The organism is Streptomyces sp. NPDC005181 (assembly GCF_040608395.1).
Lineage (GTDB): Bacteria > Actinomycetota > Actinomycetes > Streptomycetales > Streptomycetaceae > Streptomyces.
This window is the reverse complement of the sequence record NZ_JBEXID010000103.1, coordinates 1-19,473: the sequence shown is the minus strand read 5'-3', so window position 1 is coordinate 19,473 and position 19,473 is coordinate 1. Positions and strand designations below refer to the sequence as shown.

Here is a 19,473-nt window from a genome sequence, read left to right as displayed (position 1 = left end):
GGAACCGCTGGCGACGCCGCCACCAGACACAAGCCCGCATCAGCCACTACCGCCAACGAGAACACTCACCGTGACAACACCGGCTGTAGTACCAGGAAGGAATTCCTCCCTTCGTGGGCGCGCGTGCCGGGCCCACCGGACGTTCGGCCCGCACACCATCAGCAGTCGTCACAGCATGGCCGGCGACGAACGGCTGCGCGAGAGGATCCCACAGTGAGCCTCCTCGGCGCGTCATGAAGGAGCCAAGCCACCCTCCGGGGAAACTCTCGTCATGACCAACGCAGCAAAGGCAGTCCTCGAGGGCGGACCCGACGATCTCCCCGAGCGGATCGTCTCCATCACCACACCCGGGACCGACCTCAAGATTCCGTTCCGCGGCGGATACGAACACTTCAAAGCCACAGCGCGCCACCAGGAAACCACCGAGGGCCAGTTGCCTGTCTACGAGTGGTGGGAGCGCACAGAGATCCCGGGGTGAAACGCCCTCACCGCACAGGACCCGGCACAGAGCGGCCGGCACCGATCGTGGCTGCGGCAAACACGCCCGGCCACGACAGCCCAGTCGCGGGCGGCGGGCCGCATCCGGGCCCACACATCTGCTACGCGCCCGGGAAGCGCAGTACGAATCGTCGTTGCCAGGGAGTTTCGACCGCACGGCGGTGGTAGTGCCGGCGGACGAACGCCACCGCCTGGTCGGCCGGGACTCCATCGAGGACGGCCATGCATGCCAGGGCCGTCCCCGTCCGCCCGCGTCCGCCGCCACAGGCGATCTCGACTCGTTCGTCCGCTGCGCGCGTCAGAGCCTCTTCGAAGAGGCTCCGCGCCTGTTGACGGTCCGGGACCCAGAAGTCAGGGCAGCGCAACCACCGAGCATCCCAGGTGGTGGCGGGTGGCGGCTTGCCGAGCAGATACACCGCGAAGGACGGAGCCGGTCCTGGAAGCAGCGCATGCCGTAGGCCCCGGCCGCGTACCAGTGCGCCAGAGGGAAACCGAATGATCCCGCTGTCCGTCGAGCTCCAGTTCTCCGCCACGCGAGCAATCTACATACGGTTGACGGGCAACCACGGTCACGATCTCGGCGTTCTCTCCTTCGCGGGCCGACATGACAGGGGCTGCCGTCAGAAGTCGGGGCGCCGGCACTGCAACGGCGATCCGCCGGTGTCTGGCAGTGCCCCGCCCGCGCGCGCAGGGGCGCCTGCCAAGCCCCCCCACCAGGACGGATACGCCCGCAGCGCCTGTTCGGCACACCACCCCCGAAGGAGCCGTATCACTCCCGCAAAAAAATCTTCTGGCGTCGATGTAGAGATCTGCTTTGCCGCTCCGTCCATGGGGTGAGTGCGCCACACTGGGCGCGGCGAACACGGGAGTCGACATGCCGAAGTTCTTGCTCATGGTCAACCACGACGGGGGCGTCTTCGAGGAGCCCATGGACGAATGGGAGCCCGGCGACATCGCAGCGCACTTCAACTATTACGAGGTGCTGACCAAGGAGCTGACCGAGAGTGGGGAAATGGTCCAGTTCATGGCGCTCGCCGACCCCCGGCTGACCAAGATCGTGCGGTCGGACGGCAGCGCGGCGCCGCTGGTGACCGACGGACCGTTCCCGGAGTCCAAGGAAGTTCTGGCCGGGTTCAACGTCTTCGACGTCGCGTCCGAGGCCCGCGCCCTGGAGATCGCCGCGCGCATCTCCGCCGTGCCCGGCCCGGGCGGGGTGCCGACCCAACAGCCGGTCGAGGTGCGGCAGGTGATGAGCGACTGCCAGGGCGACCTGTGAGCACTGCCCACTCCGTCGAGGACCTGCTGCGCTCGCTGGCGCCGCAGGTTCTCGGTGTACTGGTCCGGCGGATGGCGGACTTCGACGGGTGCGAGGACGCCGTGCAGGAAGCCCTCGTCGCCGCCGCCCGGCACTGGCCCGAGGACGGTGTCCCCGGCAATCCGCGCGGCTGGCTGCTGCAGGCCGCCACGCGTCGGTACGTCGACCAGGTACGCAGCGAGCAGGCGCGGCAACGACGCGAGGAGCGCACGGCCCGGGAACCGGCTGCCGGCAGTGTCCCCGCCGGCGATGACACGCTCATGCTCTTGTTCATGTGCTGCCATCCCGCGCTCACACCCGCCTCGGCGATCGCGCTGACGCTGCGTGCGGTCGGCGGCCTGGCCACCTTCGAGATCGCGGTCGCTTACCTCGTGCCGGAGGCGACCATGGCGCAGCGCATCAGCCGGGCCAAGCAACGCGTCAAGGCATCGGGCCCCGGTTTCGACGTGCCCGAGCCCGGGGCAAAGGACTGGGCGGCGCGGCTGCGTTCCGTCCTGCACGTGCTGTACCTGATGTTCAACGAGGGCTACGCCACCACGTGTGGCCCCGCACTGCACCGCGCCGATCTGTCCGGCGAAGCCATCCGGTTGGCCAGACAGGTACACAGGATCCTTCCGAACGACGCCGAAGCAACGGGGCTGCTGGCCCTGATACTGCTGACCGAGGCCCGCCGGCCCGCCCGCACCGGCACGGGCGGCGATCTGGTCCCACTGACCGAGCAGGACCGCACCCGCTGGGACCGCCGCCTCATCGGCGAGGGCGCAGCGCTGCTCGCGGCGACGATCGGCAGCGGACCGCCCGGCGAATACCGGCTGCAGGCCGCCATCGCAGCCGTCCACGACGACGCGGCACACGCCGAGGACACCGACTGGCCACAGATCCTCGGCCTGTACGGGCTCCTCGAACACGTAGCGGGCAGCCCGGTAGTCACCCTGAACCGGGCAGTCGCGGTCGCGATGGTCGACGGCCCGGCCGCCGCACTCGCACTTCTCGACGAACTCGACAGCGACAAGGGGCCGCTCCACGGGCACCACCGCGTGCACGCCGTGCGGGCCCACCTGCTCGAAATGGCGGGCGACATCCCGTCCGCACTCGTCCACTACCGTGCCGCAGCAGCCCGCACCACCAGCACCCCTGAACAGCGCTACCTGACCGCAAAAGCCGCCCGGCTGCGCCACCACACGTGTAACTGAACACCAGCTCCCCCTCCCCGGCGGTCTTGTCTGCCGCTGCCGCTCGGCCCCCGACCCGACGATCGGCTGCCGGCAGTGCAGCCCTCTCCGCCAGGGCCCGTCCGGGACGCGGCGCCAGCCCGGGGACATGCGAGCCGAAGCGGGACTCACCACGCCCGTGACGGGCGTTTCCGCCGCCCGCGCCCTGGCTCATGCCGTTCGACGAACCGACCTCGCGCCCGTTACGACCTCTAACTTTAGCTACACACCGAGACGCACGTGAAGGAACTTCCCATGAACGTCGTAACTCCCCGTCGCCTCCTGGTCGTTGCCGCGATCGTCGGCTCTGTGGTCATGACCGCGAGCGGCCTGGCGGCAGCCGCTGCACACGTACACACAGCCCAGGCCTGCCGGAATGCGGTAATCGATGCGACCGCCCCCGTCATCACGCGTGACGACATCCTGATCCGCGCCCCGAGAAGTACTGTCTGGGCCATCCAGACCGACGTGGAGAACTGGCCGGACTGGCAGCCGGGGGTCACTGCCGTCCGGCGCGCGGACGCCGGGAAACTGAGGGTGGGTTCCGCCTTCACCTGGGACGTCGAGGGGCTGCATGTCACCTCCACCGTCAGGCAGGTCGAGCCCGGGCGCCGGATCGTGTGGGGAGGTACCGGCAACGGGATCACCGCAGTCCACGTCTGGACATTCACTCCGCCCCGCGACGGAGTCCTGGTGCACACCGAGGAGTCCTGGCAGGGCGCCCCGGTCGACGCCGATGTGCCCACCGCTCAGGCTGCCTTGGACGCCTCACTCCGCGCCTGGCTCGAAAACCTCAAGCAGGTCTCCGAGGCACAGACGGCTCCAGGCCGCTGACCCGGCCCGCCGTCACCCGCGTCTCCGAAGACGGCGTGTACAGGGTGATCGCGGACGTTCGTGCCGGTGCGGCGGGCGGGGTGGGCCGCCGCGCAGGCGGAGGACCCGGTATGCGCTTGCGCAAAACAGAAACTGATTCACCCGGTGGCTCGTCTTGGGTGGCGAGGTCAAGTGGATGGGAAGCCATGGTGGAGCAGGCGCGGGCGGACAGCGGTGCGACGTCGACGCAGAGGGGAGCAGCGCCCCGGTGGGTGCGGCGCCGGGCGCTGCGGTGGACTCCGGGTGAGGGCGCGAAGGGGGGCGCGAGGGGCCGGTCGGCGTGGACGCGGGGGCGGGTGCTCCCCGCGCTCGCGGTGCTGACGGCCGGGCTGCTGGCGTTCCACCGGGCCGTGCCCAACTCCGTGGGCCGCCTGGGCAGTCTGCTGGAAGCGTTCCTGCCCTGGCTCGGCCTGGTCGTCGTGGTACTGCTCGGCGTGTCGCTGCTGCGCCGTTCGGCCACCGCGCTGGTGGCCCTGCTCATGCCGGTGGCGGCCTGGATGTACCTCTTCGGCGGGCTGTTCCTGCCCGAGGCGGAGCCCGGCGCGCACGACCTGGTCGTGATACAGCACAACGTCAGCGAAGCGAACACCGACCCGGCGGGCACGGCCCGCGCTCTGGCTGACGCCGAGCCCGATCTCATCGCGCTGGAGGAGCTGGTGCCCCCGGCGCTGCCGGTCTATGAGAAGGCCCTCGCCCCGGAGTACCCGTACCACGCGGTCCGGGGGACCGTCGGACTCTGGTCGAAGCATCCGCTGACCGACACCCGGCTGCTGGACATCAAACCCCAGGGGATCGCGGAGGCCTGGAGTCGCGGGCTGCGGACCGTGGTCCACACGCCGCACGGCGAGATCGCGGCGTACGTCGCGCACCTGCCCTCGGTCCGCATCCGGGCGAGCGGCCTCGCATCCTCCTGGCGCGACGAGAGCGCCGGCCTGCTGGGCAAGGCCATCGCCGCCGAGAAGTTGAAAACGGTGATCCTGCTGGGCGACCTCAACAGCACGGTCGACGACCGTGGGCTGGCCCCGCTGACCTCACGGATGAACGTAGCGGAACGCGGCTTCGCCTTCAGCTTCCCCGCCGCCTTCCCGCTCGCCCGGATCGACCAGGTCATGGCCCGCTCGGCAGCCGTCTCCCACATCCGCACCTTGCCCGCCACCGGCAGCGACCACCTGCCGGTCACCGCCCGGATCACACTGGGCTGACGAAAGGGTCCCGGTGACAGCAAACCTGCGTACAGGAGAGCCGGCGTGCTTCGGCACACCCGCGAGCAGACCACGCAGGGATACGGCGCGGCGTCAGTACTCCAGCTCGACGTAGTCGATGTCGGTGAACTCCACCTGGAGGTCGCCGGCCCGACGTCCCCCGTCCTTGAAGTAGATCTCCTGGAGACCCTCGGCGACGATGGTGCGCAGCTGCTGCTCGGACGCACCGGTCTGCCGGGCGTCGAACAGCCGTGCCGCATACGCAGCGGGGAGATGCTGGGTGATCCGGCGGATACGGGCGTCGTCGGTGCTGCCCGGGGCAGCGGTGAAGCCGAACCGGGCGCGGGTCTCGACGACGATGCCGCCCGTGTCGGCCGCCTGCTTCTGGGCCCGTTCGCGCACACGGGGCTGCCAGGCCCGGCGGACCTCGGCGGCGAGCCGGGCGGCGAGGTCTCTGCGGGGGTGCTTGAACTGGCCCGTCAGATACCGCTCGACCGTGCGCTGCGAGACACCCAGGCGGTCGGCTGCCGCCCGGGTCGAGCCTCGCTCACTCTTGACCAGGAAGCGCATCTGTGCCGGGGCGGTCTTCGGGAGCGGGCGGGTGAACGAGGCCGCCTCGGCCCTCTCCAGGCTGTCACCGATCTTCCCCATCCGGGTGTCCTACTCTCCGTCTGCCGCGGCGTCGGTGCCCTTGATGTGGCGCGCAGGGTTGTGGCCCTGGTCGAGCATCTTGACGGCCCACATCAGGTCCTGGGTGCCTTCGTGTTTGACCATGCCGGGGCTCACACCGAGGCGGAATCCACCGGGCAGCGGCCTGCCGTCGGGGGTGCGCGGCAGGAAGTCCAGCGGCGAGGGCCCGTCGGACAGATAGACGGCGCAGTCCGAGAGGACCGCGATCGGGAACAGATCGGCCGCCGTGGCCAGCTTGACCATCTTGCGGTGCATGTTCACCCGGGCCGTCGAGATGACCGCGGCGCGGATGTCGGGCCGCCAGGTCGGGCGGGCGAGGGCGGACCACGGCTCGCCCGAGCGATATCTCGCCCCCTGCGGGCGCTCCCTCAGCTTTCCGATCCCTCCCTTGACCGTGGCCTTGATCGCCGACAGCACCGCCACCGGTCCCGGGTCGGACTGCTTGTGGTGCTCCATCGCGGTCAGGAAGTCGTCCTCCGCCATCCCGGAACCGACACCGAGGTCGGCCATCGTCTCCTTGTACGCCTCGGCCAGGACCTTGTACCAGGGATCCAGGTACGGGCCGGCCTCCGGGCGGATGTACGCCTCGGTCGGCTGGATCCGTGCGTCGAGGCCCTGCGTACTGATGAGTTCGGCGGCGTACGCGACGGTGGGTGTCGCGTACCAGGCGGGTCCCGTGGGTGGGGCGCCGTGCGGGGTGAACGGTGACGGCAGGCGCGGATCCAGAGTGATCCCGGAGAGATCGACCAGCCAGCAGCCCGGCACCTTCTTGTCGAAGACCGGTGTGGTGACGCGGACCGGTTCCCCGAGACCGACGATCAGGCGGTTGGCGGCGGCGAGGAAGGCGGTGTTCACATCGATGCCGACCGCGAAACGCTTGACGCACTCCCCGTCCGTGAGCAGTTGCGGATCACGGAACCAGTCGAACGCCTCCTCGTCCAGGACTTCGTCGTGAATACGCACATGGCCGCGGGGGTACAACGCGGCAACCACGGGATGCTCATCCGGTGCCTCGGGCGGCGCCGGGTCGACCGGGTGGGTGAGCGAACCGGGCACCGGTCCCGACGCCCACCCGCCGGACGCCTCGTCCATCACCGCACGAGTCGGCGGGCGCAGCGCTGTCATCAGCTCCAGCCCCGCCACCGCCGCCGAGCCGCACGGAGTGATCACGCGGGCCGCGTACGTACCCAGCACCTGGGCCAGGGCGGCCGGCTGGAGCCGATCGGCGCTGCCCCAGGCTCTGGAATCCAACGCACCCCACGGCAAGATCGCGAGCTGCACACATAGACGCCGGCCACCCTCGACCGGCCGGTAGATCCGCACCCACGGTCCGAATCCACGCCGCGTCAACCGCCACCCCGCCTTTGAGGTCTGCCTGACCACCTTGTGGTCCTCGGGCAGGCGCAGCGTACGGCGGTCCGCCAACTCGGCCGGCAGACCGAAACGGGCGGCCGCGGAGGCGGTGAGCACGATCAAGGGGTCGGCGTCCCTGCCATGTCGATGCAGACGAGCAGCGCCGAGCTTCGCCTCCGCGAGCGTCCACTCGACAAGGGAAGGGATGTCCCTGGCCGGACAGTCCAGGACGAGACCGCCGAGGGCGTAGGCCGATCCGTCACCGTCCAGAACGGCCAGCGGTCCGTTCACGAACCGAGGATCGGGCGAGGCCACCGGGACGGATGAGGCGGGGGCCGGCTGCCTCCCGCGGACAGGAGTATTGCTGGGGACAGTGGTCCTCTTGGAGGCGGCCCGATACGGCACGGCCTTGTCCGTCGTGTCCCCCACGGCTCTGTCCGTGGCGTCCCCGCTCCCGGATGCCTGCTCCCCCACGGGCATGCCGGTCATGGCAGTGTTCGTCGCCGCGTTCAGCGCGCTGATCGACACCCGGGGGGCGGCCGGCGCTTCGGTCGCGGCGGCGGCCAGTTGGGCAGCGATACCGTCCAGCAGCTTCGCGTACGCGGCACGGGTTGCGCCCTGGGGCTCACTGCGACCGGCTTCCCAGCCGGCCACCGTCGTCCGGGTGACGTCGAGTGCCTCGGCGATCTCCGCTTGAGTGAGGCCGTAGCCGGTACGAAGTCGCGCCCGCTCGGCGGGCTCGGGCAGTTGGGTGCGGCGCGGCCCGGACTTGAGCAGGGCGTCGACGGGGTCGGGCTTGCTGGCCATACGGCGCTCGCTCCTTCGGTGTCAGTCCCGGTCGCTGCCGGTAGGACGGTAGGGGGCCGCGTCCAGGAACTCGCGCAGGTGCTGGCCTGTGAGAATACGGGCGGGATTGCGCCCCGGGGGCAACGGGAGCCGCCGCCCCAGAGCCCACTGGAAGCGGGCGGCCGGAGTCAGATCGAAGGTGTACTTGCCGCCCTCGCCGGCATCGGGCGCAGAGTCGACGATCCGGTACGCACCGACGCAGACCCCGCCATCGACGAAGGCCAGCAGGAAGTCGCCGTGCCGGGCCACAGTCTGGGCCGAGAAACGCCACCACCGGGCGGCACCGTCCTCAACGGTCCGGCCGGCACGGAGCGAGGCCCTCACATCCACAGCCAGCATCCGGACCCTCCCCACTCACCTGCGCATCCAGCTGACTCAGTCGCTCGATCAGCCGATGAAACCAACTCTAGTACAGAACAACACTGGTTATAGCCTCATAAAAATGTCCCCTGCGGTCGGCACAACAGCGGCTTCGGATCCGGCTGGTCGGGCGGGCCCGTTCAGCCCGTGGCCGTGCAGGAGGCCTGCGTGAGGTCGGTGCCGAGGTCCCACCGGTTCCTCGCGCGCAGGGCCTGCCGCGACAGGAGTCAGTGGGGAGTCTGTCGCGGCAGGCCCTGGGGACGCGGCGGGGAGTCGACGGAACCGGTGGGGACCGTAAGGTACGGCTCCGCCGACGTACCGCCGACGTACCGCCTCAGTCCGTCAGGCCGTATGCAGCGTCAGCCCGTACCGGTTCAGGATCTCGTTGATCGGCTGGTGCCAGGTCTCACCACCACTGCTGCAGTTGCCCCAGCCGCCCGAGGTGACGCCCTGCGCCTGGTCGCCGCTGATGAACGAGCCGCCCGAGTCGCCCGGCTCGGCGCACACGCTCGTCTTGGTCATCTGATAGACGGCGCCCTGGCTGTAGTTGACGGTCTCGTTCGTCGCCAGCACCTTCCCGCAGTGCCAGTGCGATGTGGAGCCGGAGCGGCAGATGGAGGCCCCGATGGGAGCCACCGCGGAGCCGCGGACCAACTGGTCGGAGACGGTGCCCCAGCCGAGGACCACGGGAACGGTCCACCAGCCGTTGCCCACGCCGACCCAGGCATAGTCGTCGCCCGGGAAGGAGGACCCTTGGAAGTTGCCGATGTACGAGCCGTCCCATCCGCTGACCCCGGCGCCGGCCTGACCGCAGTGACCGGCCGTGACGAAGCCGCCGTACACCGAGAAACCGATGGAACACCGCACATTGCCTGTGCAGTACGGGTCGCCGCCGACCGTCCCGGCGGAGAAGGTCTTCGGCGCCTCGGACGTCCGCTGCACCATCACAGGTCCGGCCTTGCGGGCCTGCTCGACGAACGCGCGGACATCGTTGTCATCCTCCGAGGATGCAACGACGTTCACCACGACCCGGTTGACCTTCGGGTCGACGTGCCAGCCGGCGACACCGTCGGGCGCGGAGAGCGCGTCGAGCTGGGCCTTGGCCGCGTCGAGCTGACGCGCGCTGTGGGCCACCAGCCGGACTGCCGCACCGGTCGCGCGTACGGCACCGGCCTTCGTGTCACTGGTGACCGCCACCGTCAGCTTGCCCGTTGCCGGATCGAACCAGGAACCGCCGTACGACGGTCCCGCGGCCCGTCGAGCCTTGCCCTGTACGGCCGTTGCCGTCTTCTCCGCGGTCAGACGTGCCTTTGCCTGGCTCGCCGTGAGACCCAAGTCCTTCTGCATCGCGGAGAGCAGGCCGGCCGAGGCCTGCGCCTCGGCAGTGGATGCGGAGGTGAAGGTAGAGGCAGGGGATGCGGATGCAGACGCGGTGGAACGGACGTCTGCGGCGGAGGCGGGGACGAAGCCGGCCGTTGCCCAGGCTCCGAGCAGAAGCATGGCGGACAGACCGGTGCGTAACACTGTCGTACGTCTCAAGGGAATGGACCCTTCTGTTGTTCCGACATGGGTGGGGGAGGAACAGCAGGCGTCCGAGACCTCTCACCTGAGAGCGCTCTCAGAGTGTGCCGCGACAGACTGTAACGCAGCGGCATCGGCAGGTCCATGCCAATGACTCCTGCAAAGGTACCTGTCGACTGTTCAGGCCCTCGTCGCCGGGCACTTGTGCCGGCGACGAGGGCCTACTGGTTACTGGTCGTGCGTGAGCGTGGGCGTGGCTTGCTGCCGACGGCACGGGGAGTCACGAGCCGGCCTTGCGTTTGTTGTAGACGTCGAACCCGACCGCGGCGAGCAGCACAAAGCCCTTGATGACCTGCTGGTAGTCGGTGCCTATGCCCACCAGCGACATCCCGTTGTTGAGTACGCCGAGCACCAGGCCACCGATGATGGCGCCGAACACCGTGCCGACGCCTCCGCTCATCGAGGCGCCGCCGATGAACGCGGCGGCGATGGCCTCCAGTTCGAAGTTGGTGCCGGCCTGAGGGACGCCGGCGTTGAGACGGGCCGCGTAGACGATGCCGGCGAGGGCGGCGAGCACCCCCATGTTCACGAAGACCAGGAAGGTGACGCGCTGGTCCTTCACCCCCGACAGCTTCGCTGCTGCCCGGTTACCGCCGAGCGCATACACGTGGCGTCCGACGATCGCGTTGCGCATGACGTAGCCGAAGCCCATGAGCAGTACGGCGAGCAGAAGCAGGACGACCGGGACGCCGCGGTAACTGGCCAGGGTCATGGTGAAGGCGAGGACGGCCGCGCCCATGGCCACGCACTTGGCGAGGAAGAGGTTCCTGGGCAGGACGTCGAGCGCGTACCGCTGCTGCCGCCGCCGGTCGCGGACCTCCTGGGTCAGGGCGAAGGCCAGGAGAGCGAGGCCCATGAGGAGGGTGAGGTTGTGGTAGTTGGTGTGCGGACCGACCTCCGGGAGATAGCCGGTGGAGATCTTCTGGAAGCCTTCGGGGAACGGCCCGAGCGAGCGGCTCCCGAGGAGGATCTGGGTGCCGCCGCGGAAGAGCAGCATGCCGGCCAGCGTGACGATGAACGAGGGGATGCCGACGTACGCGATCCAGAACCCCTGCCACGCTCCGGCTACCGCTCCGACGACGAGGGCGAGGACCAGGGCGAGGACCCATGGCACATCCTGTTCGACCATCATCACGGCGCAGGCGGCGGAGACGAACGCCGCCAGCGAGCCGACCGACAGATCGATGTGGCCGGCAATGATGACGATCATCATGCCGATGGCGAGGACGAGGATGTAGCTGTTCTGGAGGACCAGGTTGGTGACGTTGTTCGGCTTGAGCAGGACGCCGTCGGTCCATATCTCGAAGAGCACGACGATCAGTCCGAGGGCGATGAGCATCCCGTACTGGCGCATGTTGCGGCGGGCCGCGTCCAGGAGGAGGGTGCCGGTGGTCGCGGGCGCTGCCGCTGTGGCCGGCGTCGGGCGCTGCGGGGTCTCGGTGGGGGCCTGGGGCATTTCCTGCTACCTCTTGTCGCTGGTCATATGGCGCATCAGGACCTCCTGGGTGGCCTCCGCGCGCGGGACTTCGCCGGTGATCCGGCCGGCCGACATGGTGTAGATGCGGTCGCACATGCCGAGGAGTTCGGGCAGTTCGGAGGAGATCAGCACGACTGCTCTGCCTTCGGCGGCGAGCCGGTCCATGACGGTGTAGATCTCGTACTTGGCGCCTACATCAATGCCGCGGGTGGGTTCGTCGAGGATCAGCACATCGGGTCCGGCGAAGATCCACTTGCTGAGGACGACCTTCTGCTGGTTGCCGCCGGAGAGCCGTCCGACCTGCTCGAAGACGGTCGGGGCCTTGATGTTCATGGATTTCCGGTACGACTCCGCGACACGGGTCTCCTCGTGCTCGTCGACGACGCCGCGCCGCGCCACCTTGCCCAGGGCGCTGAGGGTGATGTTGCGGCCGATGGTGTCGATGATGTTGAGGCCGTACTGCTTGCGGTCCTCGGTGACGTAGGCGATGCCGTGCCGGACGGCTTCCGGGACCGAGCGGGTACGGATCTCCTTGCCGTCCTTGAAGACCTTGCCGCTGATGTTGTGGCCATAGGTGCGTCCGAAGACGCTCATCGCCAGTTCGGTGCGTCCGGCACCCATCAGGCCTGCGATGCCCACGATCTCTCCCCGCCGGGCTTCGACTCGGGCGTGGTCGACGACCTTGCGGTGCTGGTCGATGGGGTGGTGGACGGTCCAGTCGCGGATCTCGAGGGCAGGGTGGGCGCCGGGATCACCCTCGTACCGGGTCCGTTCGGGAAAGCGGTGGTCGAGGTCGCGACCGACCATGCCGCGGATGATGCGGTCCTCGGTGGTCGTCTCGGCGTGCACGTCAAGGGTCTCGACAGTTCGGCCGTCACGGATGACGGTGACCGAGTCGGCGACCGCGGCGATCTCCCCCAGCTTGTGCGAGATGATGATCGAGGAGATCCCTTGCCCCTTCAGCTCCTTGATGAGCCTGATGAGCTGGGCGCTGTCCTCGTCGTTGAGCGCGGCGGTCGGTTCGTCGAGGATCAGCAGTTCGACCTTCTTGGCGAGGGCCTTGGCGATCTCGACGAGCTGCTGTTTGCCGACTCCGATGTCCGCGACCCTGGTCTGCGGGTGTTCGCGCAGCCCGACCCGCTCGAGGAGGGCGGCGGCATGCCGCAGTGTCTCGTTCCAGCTGATGAAGCCGCGGTTGGCGTGTTCGTTTCCGAGGAAGATGTTCTCCGCGATGGACAGGTACGGCACCAGGGCGAGTTCCTGGTGGATGATCACGATGCCGCGTGCCTCGCTGGCACGGATGTCCTTGAACGCACAGCGCTCGCCGCGGAACCGGATCTCGCCCTCGTAGCTCCCGTGCGGGTGCACTCCGCTGAGGACCTTCATCAGGGTCGACTTACCGGCGCCGTTCTCCCCGCAGAGGGCGTGGACCTCCCCCTCCGCGACGGTTAGGGAGACGTCCGAGAGCGCCTTGACGCCGGGGAAGGTCTTGACGATGGACCGCATTTCGAGGACCGGGGCGGTCATCGGAGGTCGCTCTCCTTGATGTAGCCGGAATCGACCAGCTCCGCCTGGTAGTTGGTCCGGTCGACGCTGACCGGGTCGAGCAGGAAGGACGGCACGACGCGCTTCTCGTTGTTGTAGGTCGTGGTGTCGTTGACCTCGGGCTTCTTGTCGTGGAGTACGGCGTCGGCCATCTGGACCGCCTGCTTGGCCAGGGCCCGGGTGTCCTTGTACACGGTCTGGGTCTGCTGTCCCGCGATGATCGACTTCACGGAGGCGACCTCGGCGTCCTGGCCGGTGACGACCGGGTAGGGCTTCGCCTTGGTGCCGTAGCCGTCCGATTTGAGCGCCGAGATGATGCCGATGGAGATGCCGTCGTACGGGGAGAGCACGGCGTCCACTTCGGCCGACGAGTAGGCGCTGGTCAACAGGTCGTCCATGCGCTTCTGCGCGGTTCCGCCGTCCCAGCGCAGGGTGGTGACCTGGTCCAGCTTCGTCTGCTTGCTGCGGACGACGAGCTGCTTCTTGTCGATGTACGGCTTGAGGGTCTTCCAGGCGCCTTGGAAGAAGTAGCGCGTGTTGTTGTCGTCCGGCGATCCTGCGAACAGCTCGATGTTGAAGGGCCCCTTCTCGGAGCCGGACTTCAGTCCGAGCTTGTCGACGATGTAACCGGCCTGGAGTTCGCCCACCTTTTCGTTGTCGAAGGAGGCGTAGTAGTCGACATCCGGGCTGCCGAGGATCAACCGGTCGTAGGAGATGACCTTGATGCCCTGCTCCCCCGCCTGGCGCAGGACGTCGCTCAGCGCGCGGCCGTCGATCGCTGCTACGACCAGGACGTCCACGCCCTTGGTGATCATGTTCTCGATCTGGGAGACCTGCTGGTCGACGTCGTCCTCGCCGTACTGCAGATCGGTCTTGTAGCCGAGCTTCTTGAACTCGGCGACCATGTTGCTGCCGTCAGCTATCCAGCGCTCCGACGACTTGGTCGGCATGGCGATGCCGATGGTGGAGCCCTTGCCACCGGCCTTCTCCTCCTTGCCGCCGCCGGCGCTGCTCTGCCCGCAGGCGGCGAGTGAGAGGGACAGCGCAACGGCTGTCAGGGTTACTGCTGCGGTACGTGTACGTGTCGTGCGCATAATCGGTCCTCCGGAGTACGAGGGAAGCGGCGGGACGTGGCCCGACGGGGAGTGGACCCATCGGACGTTCGGTATATCGGACAAGGTTCGAATCGCTGAGCGTGCCCATTCGTTACTGCCGGACCATCAGCCGATTCCCTTGAGCAGCAAGGCAGTTGCTCCTATGGCTCGTGTAACTCCTCTAACTCTTACGGTGTTCGAGATTTCGTCACCCGTTCGAAATTCTGGCGTGACCGTAGTGAGGGGTCGGGGAGAGTGTCAATGGTTCGCGCACAAGCGGCCGGCCCGGGCAGGGAGCCGGAGCCGATTCGGGCCGCTCCGAGGCAGGCTCGCGTCGCTCCGGCACGGGTTCTGGAGCCCGGCGGGGGAACGTCCCGTACAGCCTGGGGACCTATGCTGTCGTCAGGCGCTGACATCCGCCCGGCACTTCAGCTTCCGCCTGGGACAAGGCGGACGATGCCGCACCTTCACTCGGGAGCCTTCACCATGACGCCCTCCGCCGACGACGTCTCCTGGACGAGGCTGTGGGACGGCTCCCCGCGCTTCCCGCACGCGTCCCTCGACGACGGGACACGGCAGAACGCGGATCTCCCCCGCACACTGCTGCCCGCCCCCGTCGGCATGAATCACCCGGCGATCTTCGAGCCTGCGTTGAAACAGTTCGCCAACGCCTACCGGGCGGGGGAGCCGCACTTCGAGGACGCCACGACGGGCCGGGCCTGGCACCGGGCACGGCGGACCGTACTGGATACCGTGCTCTCAGCTGTCGCCGAGGGGCCCTGGGCCCGCCATCTGGTGCTGCGCGGGAGCATGTTGATGGCCACCTGGTTCGGGAATGCGGCCCGTGATCCGGGCGACCTGGACTTCCTCGTCGTACCTCAGGACTGGGCCATGGACGGACCCCGGACCTCGGGTCTGTTCGACACGATCGCCCGGGATGCCGCGGCAGCCGCGCGCGGCGCCGTCCGGATCGACGCGGCCGCCATGGTGACCGAGAACATCTGGACGTACGACCGGGTTCCGGGCCGCCGCATGCTGCTGCCGTGGACTGCGTCGGGGATTCCCGGTGGCACCGTACAGCTGGATGTGGTGTTCAACGAGACCCTGCCGGCCCCGGCCGAACTCACCGGGCTCCGGCCGCTGGGTGACGGGCCCGGCTGCCGGGTACCGGCCGCCTCCCCCGCTCTGTCGCTGGCCTGGAAGCTGCTGTGGCTGGTCACCGACGCCTATCCGCAGGGCAAGGACCTGTACGACGCGGTCCTGCTGGCGGAACACACCCCGCCGTCCTACGAACTGGTACGGGACGCCTTCGTGCTCAGCGGCGCGGAGGGGGTGAGGCCGGCCGGTGCCTGGTGGCTCGACGAGCTGGACGTGGAGACTGGTTGGCGTCACTTCACAGCCGAACACCCCTGGGTCACGGAGGATGCGGCAAGCTGTCGGGAGCGCCTCGCCCGCGCGCTCGGACCGCTCCTGGAGACGGCGGAGCAACCGGGAGACGACGGCTACACCCGGTGGGCCCGTTGGCTGCAGCCGCTGGTGGAGTCCATCCGCGAAACGGCCGCCGACCACCCTCAGTCCGCCCTCGGACATCTCTGCGAGGGCGGCAGGGACGGATTGACGGCTGCGACAGTGATCGTTCGCGAGATCGTGGGACGTGAGCGCCTCTCCCCGCAGGACGCACTCGCCGCTGTCCTGACGGACGGGAGCAGCTGGCGCTACTGGCGGGAGAACCCGGACGCCTGCCGCCGGGCCCTCGACGAGTTGCGATGACGGCGGTCCGATGCACTGCGCGTCGGCGACTCCGTCTCGAGTCACCCGACCTAAGAGCCGACAGCTGAAGCGCCGGCCGTCAAGGAGCCGGTGGGCAGGGGTGTCCGGGGAACGGTCGCCCACACGGTCTTGCCGACCGGGTCCCGGTGCCGGGCCCCGAAGTCTGAGGCGGCCGCGCGAACCAGGAACAGCTCGCCAGAGGCGGAGCCGATGTCCGAGATCGAGTTCCCGCCATCCCGGAAAGCCCAGCAGCTGCCCCCTCCGACCAGCGCCAGCAGGACGACGCCCGCCACGACCCACACCGGCCCCCCTATGCCAGCGGGGAGGACGGGCCGCGGCACGTCCCGGAACACCCCCGCGTCGGCGGGGAGGACGCTGCTCGCGCGTCAGCTCGGCACTCTCTGTCGGCGTACACCGGAACGTGCACCGGTCGGTACAGCCGAACGTGCACAACGGTCCTGCCCCTTTGGGCTGGTGCGGGCGCCAGGCCCACCCACATCGCCAGGATGCGGGACAGGCGTCGCTGTCAGTGTCTGTGAACAATCCCCCGGCCTTCGCACTGCCGCGTGCCGCCAATGACTGGACGGGCCGACATCTGTTGCTCACGGCGGTGTCGAGCAATGAGAGCAGGCTGCTCCGGGACCACCCCGCTCTTCGCTCATTGATTTCAGAGCATGATGAGCAGACGCGTCTCCGGCTTGAGCTTCCTATTCACCGAACGACTCTGCACGTACACCTCCAACTTGGGGTTGTTCCCCGCCTTCACGGAGACGGTCCCCTGGACATCCGTACCGAACAAAAGGCTGCGTGCCGCGTCGCCCGTGTAGGCGCGGTCGGTGTCTTTCTCGACCACGATGACTTCCTTGTTCTGCTGAACCTGAGCCCGGGCGCCCAGCTGGTAGTAACACGAACCACGTTCGTACGTCACGCCCGGATGCGAGTTGACGAAGGGGCGAATCTCGACCTCCTTGTCGACTTTCAGGAGCCGGTATTTGTCAGCCGGAATCGGTTCGAGGTTCGCCCGCACCTCGTCAACCGATATGTCCTGGCCGACGGCGAACAGGTTCTTCGTGCCGCGCACCCCCTGCTCTCGCCCTCGGAGGAAGCTGGTGGCGGCAGCGCGCACGGTGCCGATCGCCTCCTCGACGCCCTTCTGGGAATCCGCATCCCAGATGGCGATGTTCCCGGCCGGGAATCCGTAGTTCTGGGCGGTGCGCTTGGCCAGGGAGTTCGGAACGAGGATCGCGGAAGTCCAGTGGCCCGGAAGCCCGCTCATCTTCGCCGCGATCTTGTCGAGCCAGGGGCCAAGGATGGCCATGTCGCCGTCGTGCCGCCTGTCGCCGCCGGAGGCGTTCTCCTCACCGTCCGTCACGACGATCTGGAGGAAGCTGTGCTCGCCGTATTCCTCCCAAATATGGCCCAGGTCGTCCAGGGATTTCAGAGAAGCCTCGATGAGGGCCGTAGCGCCATTGTTGACCTGGTACAGCCCCCGCATGGACGGCAGATGCTTCACGTCCATGTCCCAGACCAGGTTCTCCACCTTGTGGTCGAAGGAGTAGAGGCTGATCCGTGTCTCGTGGCCGAGGCTGTCCGACTCGGCCTTCAATCCCGCCACGAACTCGTCCACAACTCGAATGAGTTGACTCTGGTGCGGACGCATTGAACCCGAACAGTCCACTACCAGCGCGACGTGATTCACCTTGTGCTGGATCTTGTTTGCGGACACGTTTGTGCTCCCCCTCCGAGGTTCCCCGAGTGATGTCTTCACTTTATGGGGAGGCACTGACAACAGCGTTTGACGCTCAATCACCTGCCTGCATCCAGTGCGGTGTCCGGCACCCAGGAGACGCCCAACGATCGTCCATGGCGGCTCACCGGAAGCGGACCGCCGTGCGGCTTCCTTACCGTCCGGCCAGAGCGTACGAAAGGCTGCCAGCGCCTCCCGAACGACTGAAACCGCGCGCCCGCGATAGAAGAGATCGGGAAGGCGTGGCGTCGGTGCACCCCCGCGTCGGCGGGGAGGGACTGGAGCGAACCGGGTCTGGCCGTGGTGGAGGTCGCGGCCTGCGAAGACCAGACAGCCCTCGCCGTCCAAGAGCTGCTCGCCGCACGAGGTTGCACAGCGTCTCGATGCAGCCGCCGAGCACAACCTGCCGGAGATCACCGTCGTCGTCCTGCGCTACGCCCGCGCTGCCACAGGGCCATATCCTGTGCTCCAGGACGGGTTGGGTCTCCTTGGAGGTGGAGGCGGACCAGCCACGATGCTGTGGGAGAACGACGCGAAGCGCCCGTACCTCCGGTGGTGCCGGGGGTTCGGGCGCTTGCGTAGGGGGCTCACCCCTGGAGCTTCATGCCCTCGGGTGAGGTGAGGCCCTTGTCGGGGTGGGCACGGAGCGTCGCCGTCCAAGTGGTGGGCAGGCAGGACATGCCGTTGGGGTGCTGCTCCGTCAGCCTGGCCCGGGTGCTCTCCTCGACGACCGTGTCACCGCTCTTCGCGGACGTCACGGTGAGCCGAACCGGCACGGTGGACGCACCGATGTCGTCGGGAAGTTGGACCGACAGCGAGGCGAACGGGTCGTCGGGACTGCCCGATGTCCGCTCCTCGCAGGTGCCGTCCACGCACAGCCGGATCCTCGCCGCGTCCCGGCCGCCGAAGTCGGCGGGCCGCCACACGGCGGAGACCTGCGAGTCCGCATCGGCCGCGGTGCACGGCGTGTCCTGGCCGAGGAGCGAGCATCCGGTCAGGGCCGCCGCCAGCAACGGTGTGAGAAGGGCGCGGCGCATGTCAGTACCTCGCTATCGTGCCGGGGAAGGCGCTGTTGGCGAGCCCGATGTCGGTGAAGTACAGCCAGCACGGGTCGCAGAGCCCGCCGCTGTTGTCGCTGCTGCCGCCGCCGGAGACGATGCCCTTGGCGTGGGCGCGTCCGCTGCTGTCGACGGTGCACACCGGACCGCCGGAGTCACCGTTGATCGTGCAGGATCCGGGCGACTTCTTGGCGACGACCATGTTCTTGGCCGTCGTACCGCCGGAGTAGTGGATGGTCGGCTGGGTGTCGGTCACCTGCCAGCCGCACTTCTTGCCGGTCATCATGCCGCCCGTGCAGACTTTGTCACCACTCTGCGCCCAGCGCCGCCAGTAGTCCTGGACGGGCCGGGACGAGCTGGACGTCTTGCCGCCCTTGTAGATCCGGGCCGACGCGGAGCTGTCGCTGTTGACGCGGTACAGCGACAGGTCGCCCGAGTAGTAGCTCTGGCCGGAGAGCTTTACCGAGCCGTACCCGTTCCTCCAGTTGTCCCGGACGACGGGGCCGATGTAGTCGCTGCCGCTGGGGTTCGTGATGGCCCCGTTACCGGAGGTGCAGTGGCCCGCGGTCACCATGTACCACTTGCCGTTGTACTTCCAGGCGAATCCCGCCGTGCACCATTTCGCCGAGCTCCGTCCAGGCGCGGCTCGGGCAGATTACCGGGCCAGTCGAGGCCGAGGGTACGGCCGCCCCGGGAAACCTCGGCCGGCGGTTCGCCCGAACCGTCGCCGGAGAAGGTGATGTCGGCGGCCGCGGTCTTCGGCCACTGGTGCGGCCTCGGCGGCCCGGGCCTTCTTCACCCATCCACGCAGACTCTCCGAGCTGATCCCGAGTTCGCGGGCGACGTCGGTCAC

General features: G+C 68.4%; 19 protein-coding genes. 7 read left to right on the top strand and 12 right to left on the bottom strand.

All coding sequences use genetic code 11. The annotated features are described in order from the left end of the window. Nucleotides 1–271 precede the first annotated feature (271 nt). A complete protein-coding gene (locus ABZV38_RS34895) occupies nucleotides 272–478 on the top strand; it encodes a DUF5988 family protein (RefSeq protein WP_356332470.1) in 207 nt (68 codons plus the stop codon). Between the two features lie 121 nt (nucleotides 479–599). On the opposite strand, the gene ABZV38_RS34890 is transcribed toward ABZV38_RS34895, so the two are convergent. Then, nucleotides 600–1,031, bottom strand: a complete 432-nt coding sequence (locus tag ABZV38_RS34890; protein ID WP_356332469.1) for a protein phosphatase — start codon at nucleotides 1,029–1,031, stop codon at nucleotides 600–602. A gap of 341 nt (nucleotides 1,032–1,372) precedes the next feature. On the opposite strand from ABZV38_RS34890, the gene ABZV38_RS34885 reads away from it, so the two are divergent. The 4 genes from ABZV38_RS34885 (at nucleotide 1,373) to ABZV38_RS34870 (ending at nucleotide 5,099) form a co-directional block, all read left to right on the top strand. Further along, nucleotides 1,373–1,774, top strand: coding sequence for a YciI family protein (locus ABZV38_RS34885; protein WP_356332468.1), 402 nt, complete (start codon nucleotides 1,373–1,375; stop codon nucleotides 1,772–1,774). Next, a complete protein-coding gene (locus tag ABZV38_RS34880) occupies nucleotides 1,771–3,006 on the top strand; it encodes a DUF6596 domain-containing protein (protein WP_356332467.1) in 1,236 nt (411 codons plus the stop codon). Before ABZV38_RS34885 ends, ABZV38_RS34880 begins: the two co-directional genes overlap by 4 nt. A gap of 273 nt (nucleotides 3,007–3,279) precedes the next feature. After that, complete coding sequence (locus tag ABZV38_RS34875; RefSeq protein WP_356332466.1) at nucleotides 3,280–3,858, top strand: SRPBCC family protein; 579 nt, start codon at nucleotides 3,280–3,282, stop codon at nucleotides 3,856–3,858. Between the two features lie 335 nt (nucleotides 3,859–4,193). Beyond that, nucleotides 4,194–5,099: an endonuclease/exonuclease/phosphatase family protein gene (locus ABZV38_RS34870; RefSeq protein WP_356332473.1), complete on the top strand. Its 906-nt coding sequence runs from the start codon at nucleotides 4,194–4,196 to the stop codon at nucleotides 5,097–5,099. A 93-nt stretch (nucleotides 5,100–5,192) separates the two neighbouring features. Here ABZV38_RS34870 and ABZV38_RS34865 read toward each other — a convergent pair whose 3' ends face one another. From ABZV38_RS34865 to chvE, 7 genes are all read right to left on the bottom strand, one after another. Then, nucleotides 5,193–5,750 carry an XRE family transcriptional regulator gene (locus ABZV38_RS34865; RefSeq protein ID WP_356332465.1) on the bottom strand — a complete coding sequence of 186 codons (558 nt, stop codon included), beginning with the start codon at nucleotides 5,748–5,750 and terminating at the stop codon, nucleotides 5,193–5,195. Between the two features lie 9 nt (nucleotides 5,751–5,759). Next, on the bottom strand, nucleotides 5,760–7,949 hold the full coding sequence (locus ABZV38_RS34860; protein ID WP_356332464.1) for a helix-turn-helix transcriptional regulator: 2,190 nt from the start codon (nucleotides 7,947–7,949) through the stop codon (nucleotides 5,760–5,762). A 21-nt stretch (nucleotides 7,950–7,970) separates the two neighbouring features. After that, nucleotides 7,971–8,327, bottom strand: a complete 357-nt coding sequence (locus ABZV38_RS34855) for a hypothetical protein (RefSeq protein ID WP_356332463.1) — start codon at nucleotides 8,325–8,327, stop codon at nucleotides 7,971–7,973. Between the two features lie 363 nt (nucleotides 8,328–8,690). Next, nucleotides 8,691–9,848 (bottom strand): S1 family peptidase, encoded by a 1,158-nt coding sequence (locus tag ABZV38_RS34850; protein ID WP_356332472.1) that lies wholly within the window; start codon nucleotides 9,846–9,848, stop codon nucleotides 8,691–8,693. 301 nt (nucleotides 9,849–10,149) lie between these two features. Continuing rightward, nucleotides 10,150–11,385, bottom strand: coding sequence for a multiple monosaccharide ABC transporter permease (gene mmsB / locus ABZV38_RS34845; RefSeq protein WP_356332462.1), 1,236 nt, complete (start codon nucleotides 11,383–11,385; stop codon nucleotides 10,150–10,152). Nucleotides 11,386–11,391: 6 nt separating this feature from the next. Next, nucleotides 11,392–12,933, bottom strand: coding sequence for a multiple monosaccharide ABC transporter ATP-binding protein (mmsA, locus tag ABZV38_RS34840; RefSeq protein WP_356332461.1), 1,542 nt, complete (start codon nucleotides 12,931–12,933; stop codon nucleotides 11,392–11,394). Continuing rightward, on the bottom strand, nucleotides 12,930–14,045 hold the full coding sequence (gene chvE, locus ABZV38_RS34835) for a multiple monosaccharide ABC transporter substrate-binding protein (RefSeq protein ID WP_356332460.1): 1,116 nt from the start codon (nucleotides 14,043–14,045) through the stop codon (nucleotides 12,930–12,932). The genes mmsA and chvE overlap by 4 nt, the downstream gene beginning before the upstream one ends. 486 nt (nucleotides 14,046–14,531) lie before the next feature. On the opposite strand from chvE, the gene ABZV38_RS34830 reads away from it, so the two are divergent. Then, nucleotides 14,532–15,815, top strand: a complete 1,284-nt coding sequence (locus tag ABZV38_RS34830; RefSeq protein WP_356332459.1) for a nucleotidyl transferase AbiEii/AbiGii toxin family protein — start codon at nucleotides 14,532–14,534, stop codon at nucleotides 15,813–15,815. 667 nt (nucleotides 15,816–16,482) lie between these two features. Here the strand turns inward: ABZV38_RS34830 and ABZV38_RS34825 are convergent. Next, entirely contained in the window at nucleotides 16,483–17,541 is a 1,059-nt protein-coding gene (locus tag ABZV38_RS34825) for a vWA domain-containing protein (protein WP_356332458.1), read from the bottom strand. A 243-nt stretch (nucleotides 17,542–17,784) separates the two neighbouring features. Between ABZV38_RS34825 and ABZV38_RS34820 the strand changes: the two genes are divergently transcribed. Continuing rightward, on the top strand, nucleotides 17,785–18,144 hold the full coding sequence (locus ABZV38_RS34820) for a DUF6207 family protein (RefSeq protein ID WP_356332471.1): 360 nt from the start codon (nucleotides 17,785–17,787) through the stop codon (nucleotides 18,142–18,144). Nucleotides 18,145–18,149: 5 nt separating this feature from the next. On the opposite strand, the gene ABZV38_RS34815 is transcribed toward ABZV38_RS34820, so the two are convergent. The 3 genes from ABZV38_RS34815 to ABZV38_RS34805 all read right to left on the bottom strand — a co-directional run bounded on the left by ABZV38_RS34815 (nucleotide 18,150) and on the right by ABZV38_RS34805 (nucleotide 19,473). Continuing rightward, nucleotides 18,150–18,599: a hypothetical protein gene (locus tag ABZV38_RS34815; protein WP_356332457.1), complete on the bottom strand. Its 450-nt coding sequence runs from the start codon at nucleotides 18,597–18,599 to the stop codon at nucleotides 18,150–18,152. A 1-nt stretch (nucleotide 18,600) separates the two neighbouring features. Further along, the gene (locus ABZV38_RS34810; RefSeq protein ID WP_356332456.1) at nucleotides 18,601–19,194 is read right to left on the bottom strand and encodes a trypsin-like serine protease; all 594 of its coding nucleotides are present in this window, start codon (nucleotides 19,192–19,194) and stop codon (nucleotides 18,601–18,603) included. A gap of 81 nt (nucleotides 19,195–19,275) precedes the next feature. Then, entirely contained in the window at nucleotides 19,276–19,473 is a 198-nt protein-coding gene (locus tag ABZV38_RS34805; protein ID WP_356332455.1) for a transposase, read from the bottom strand.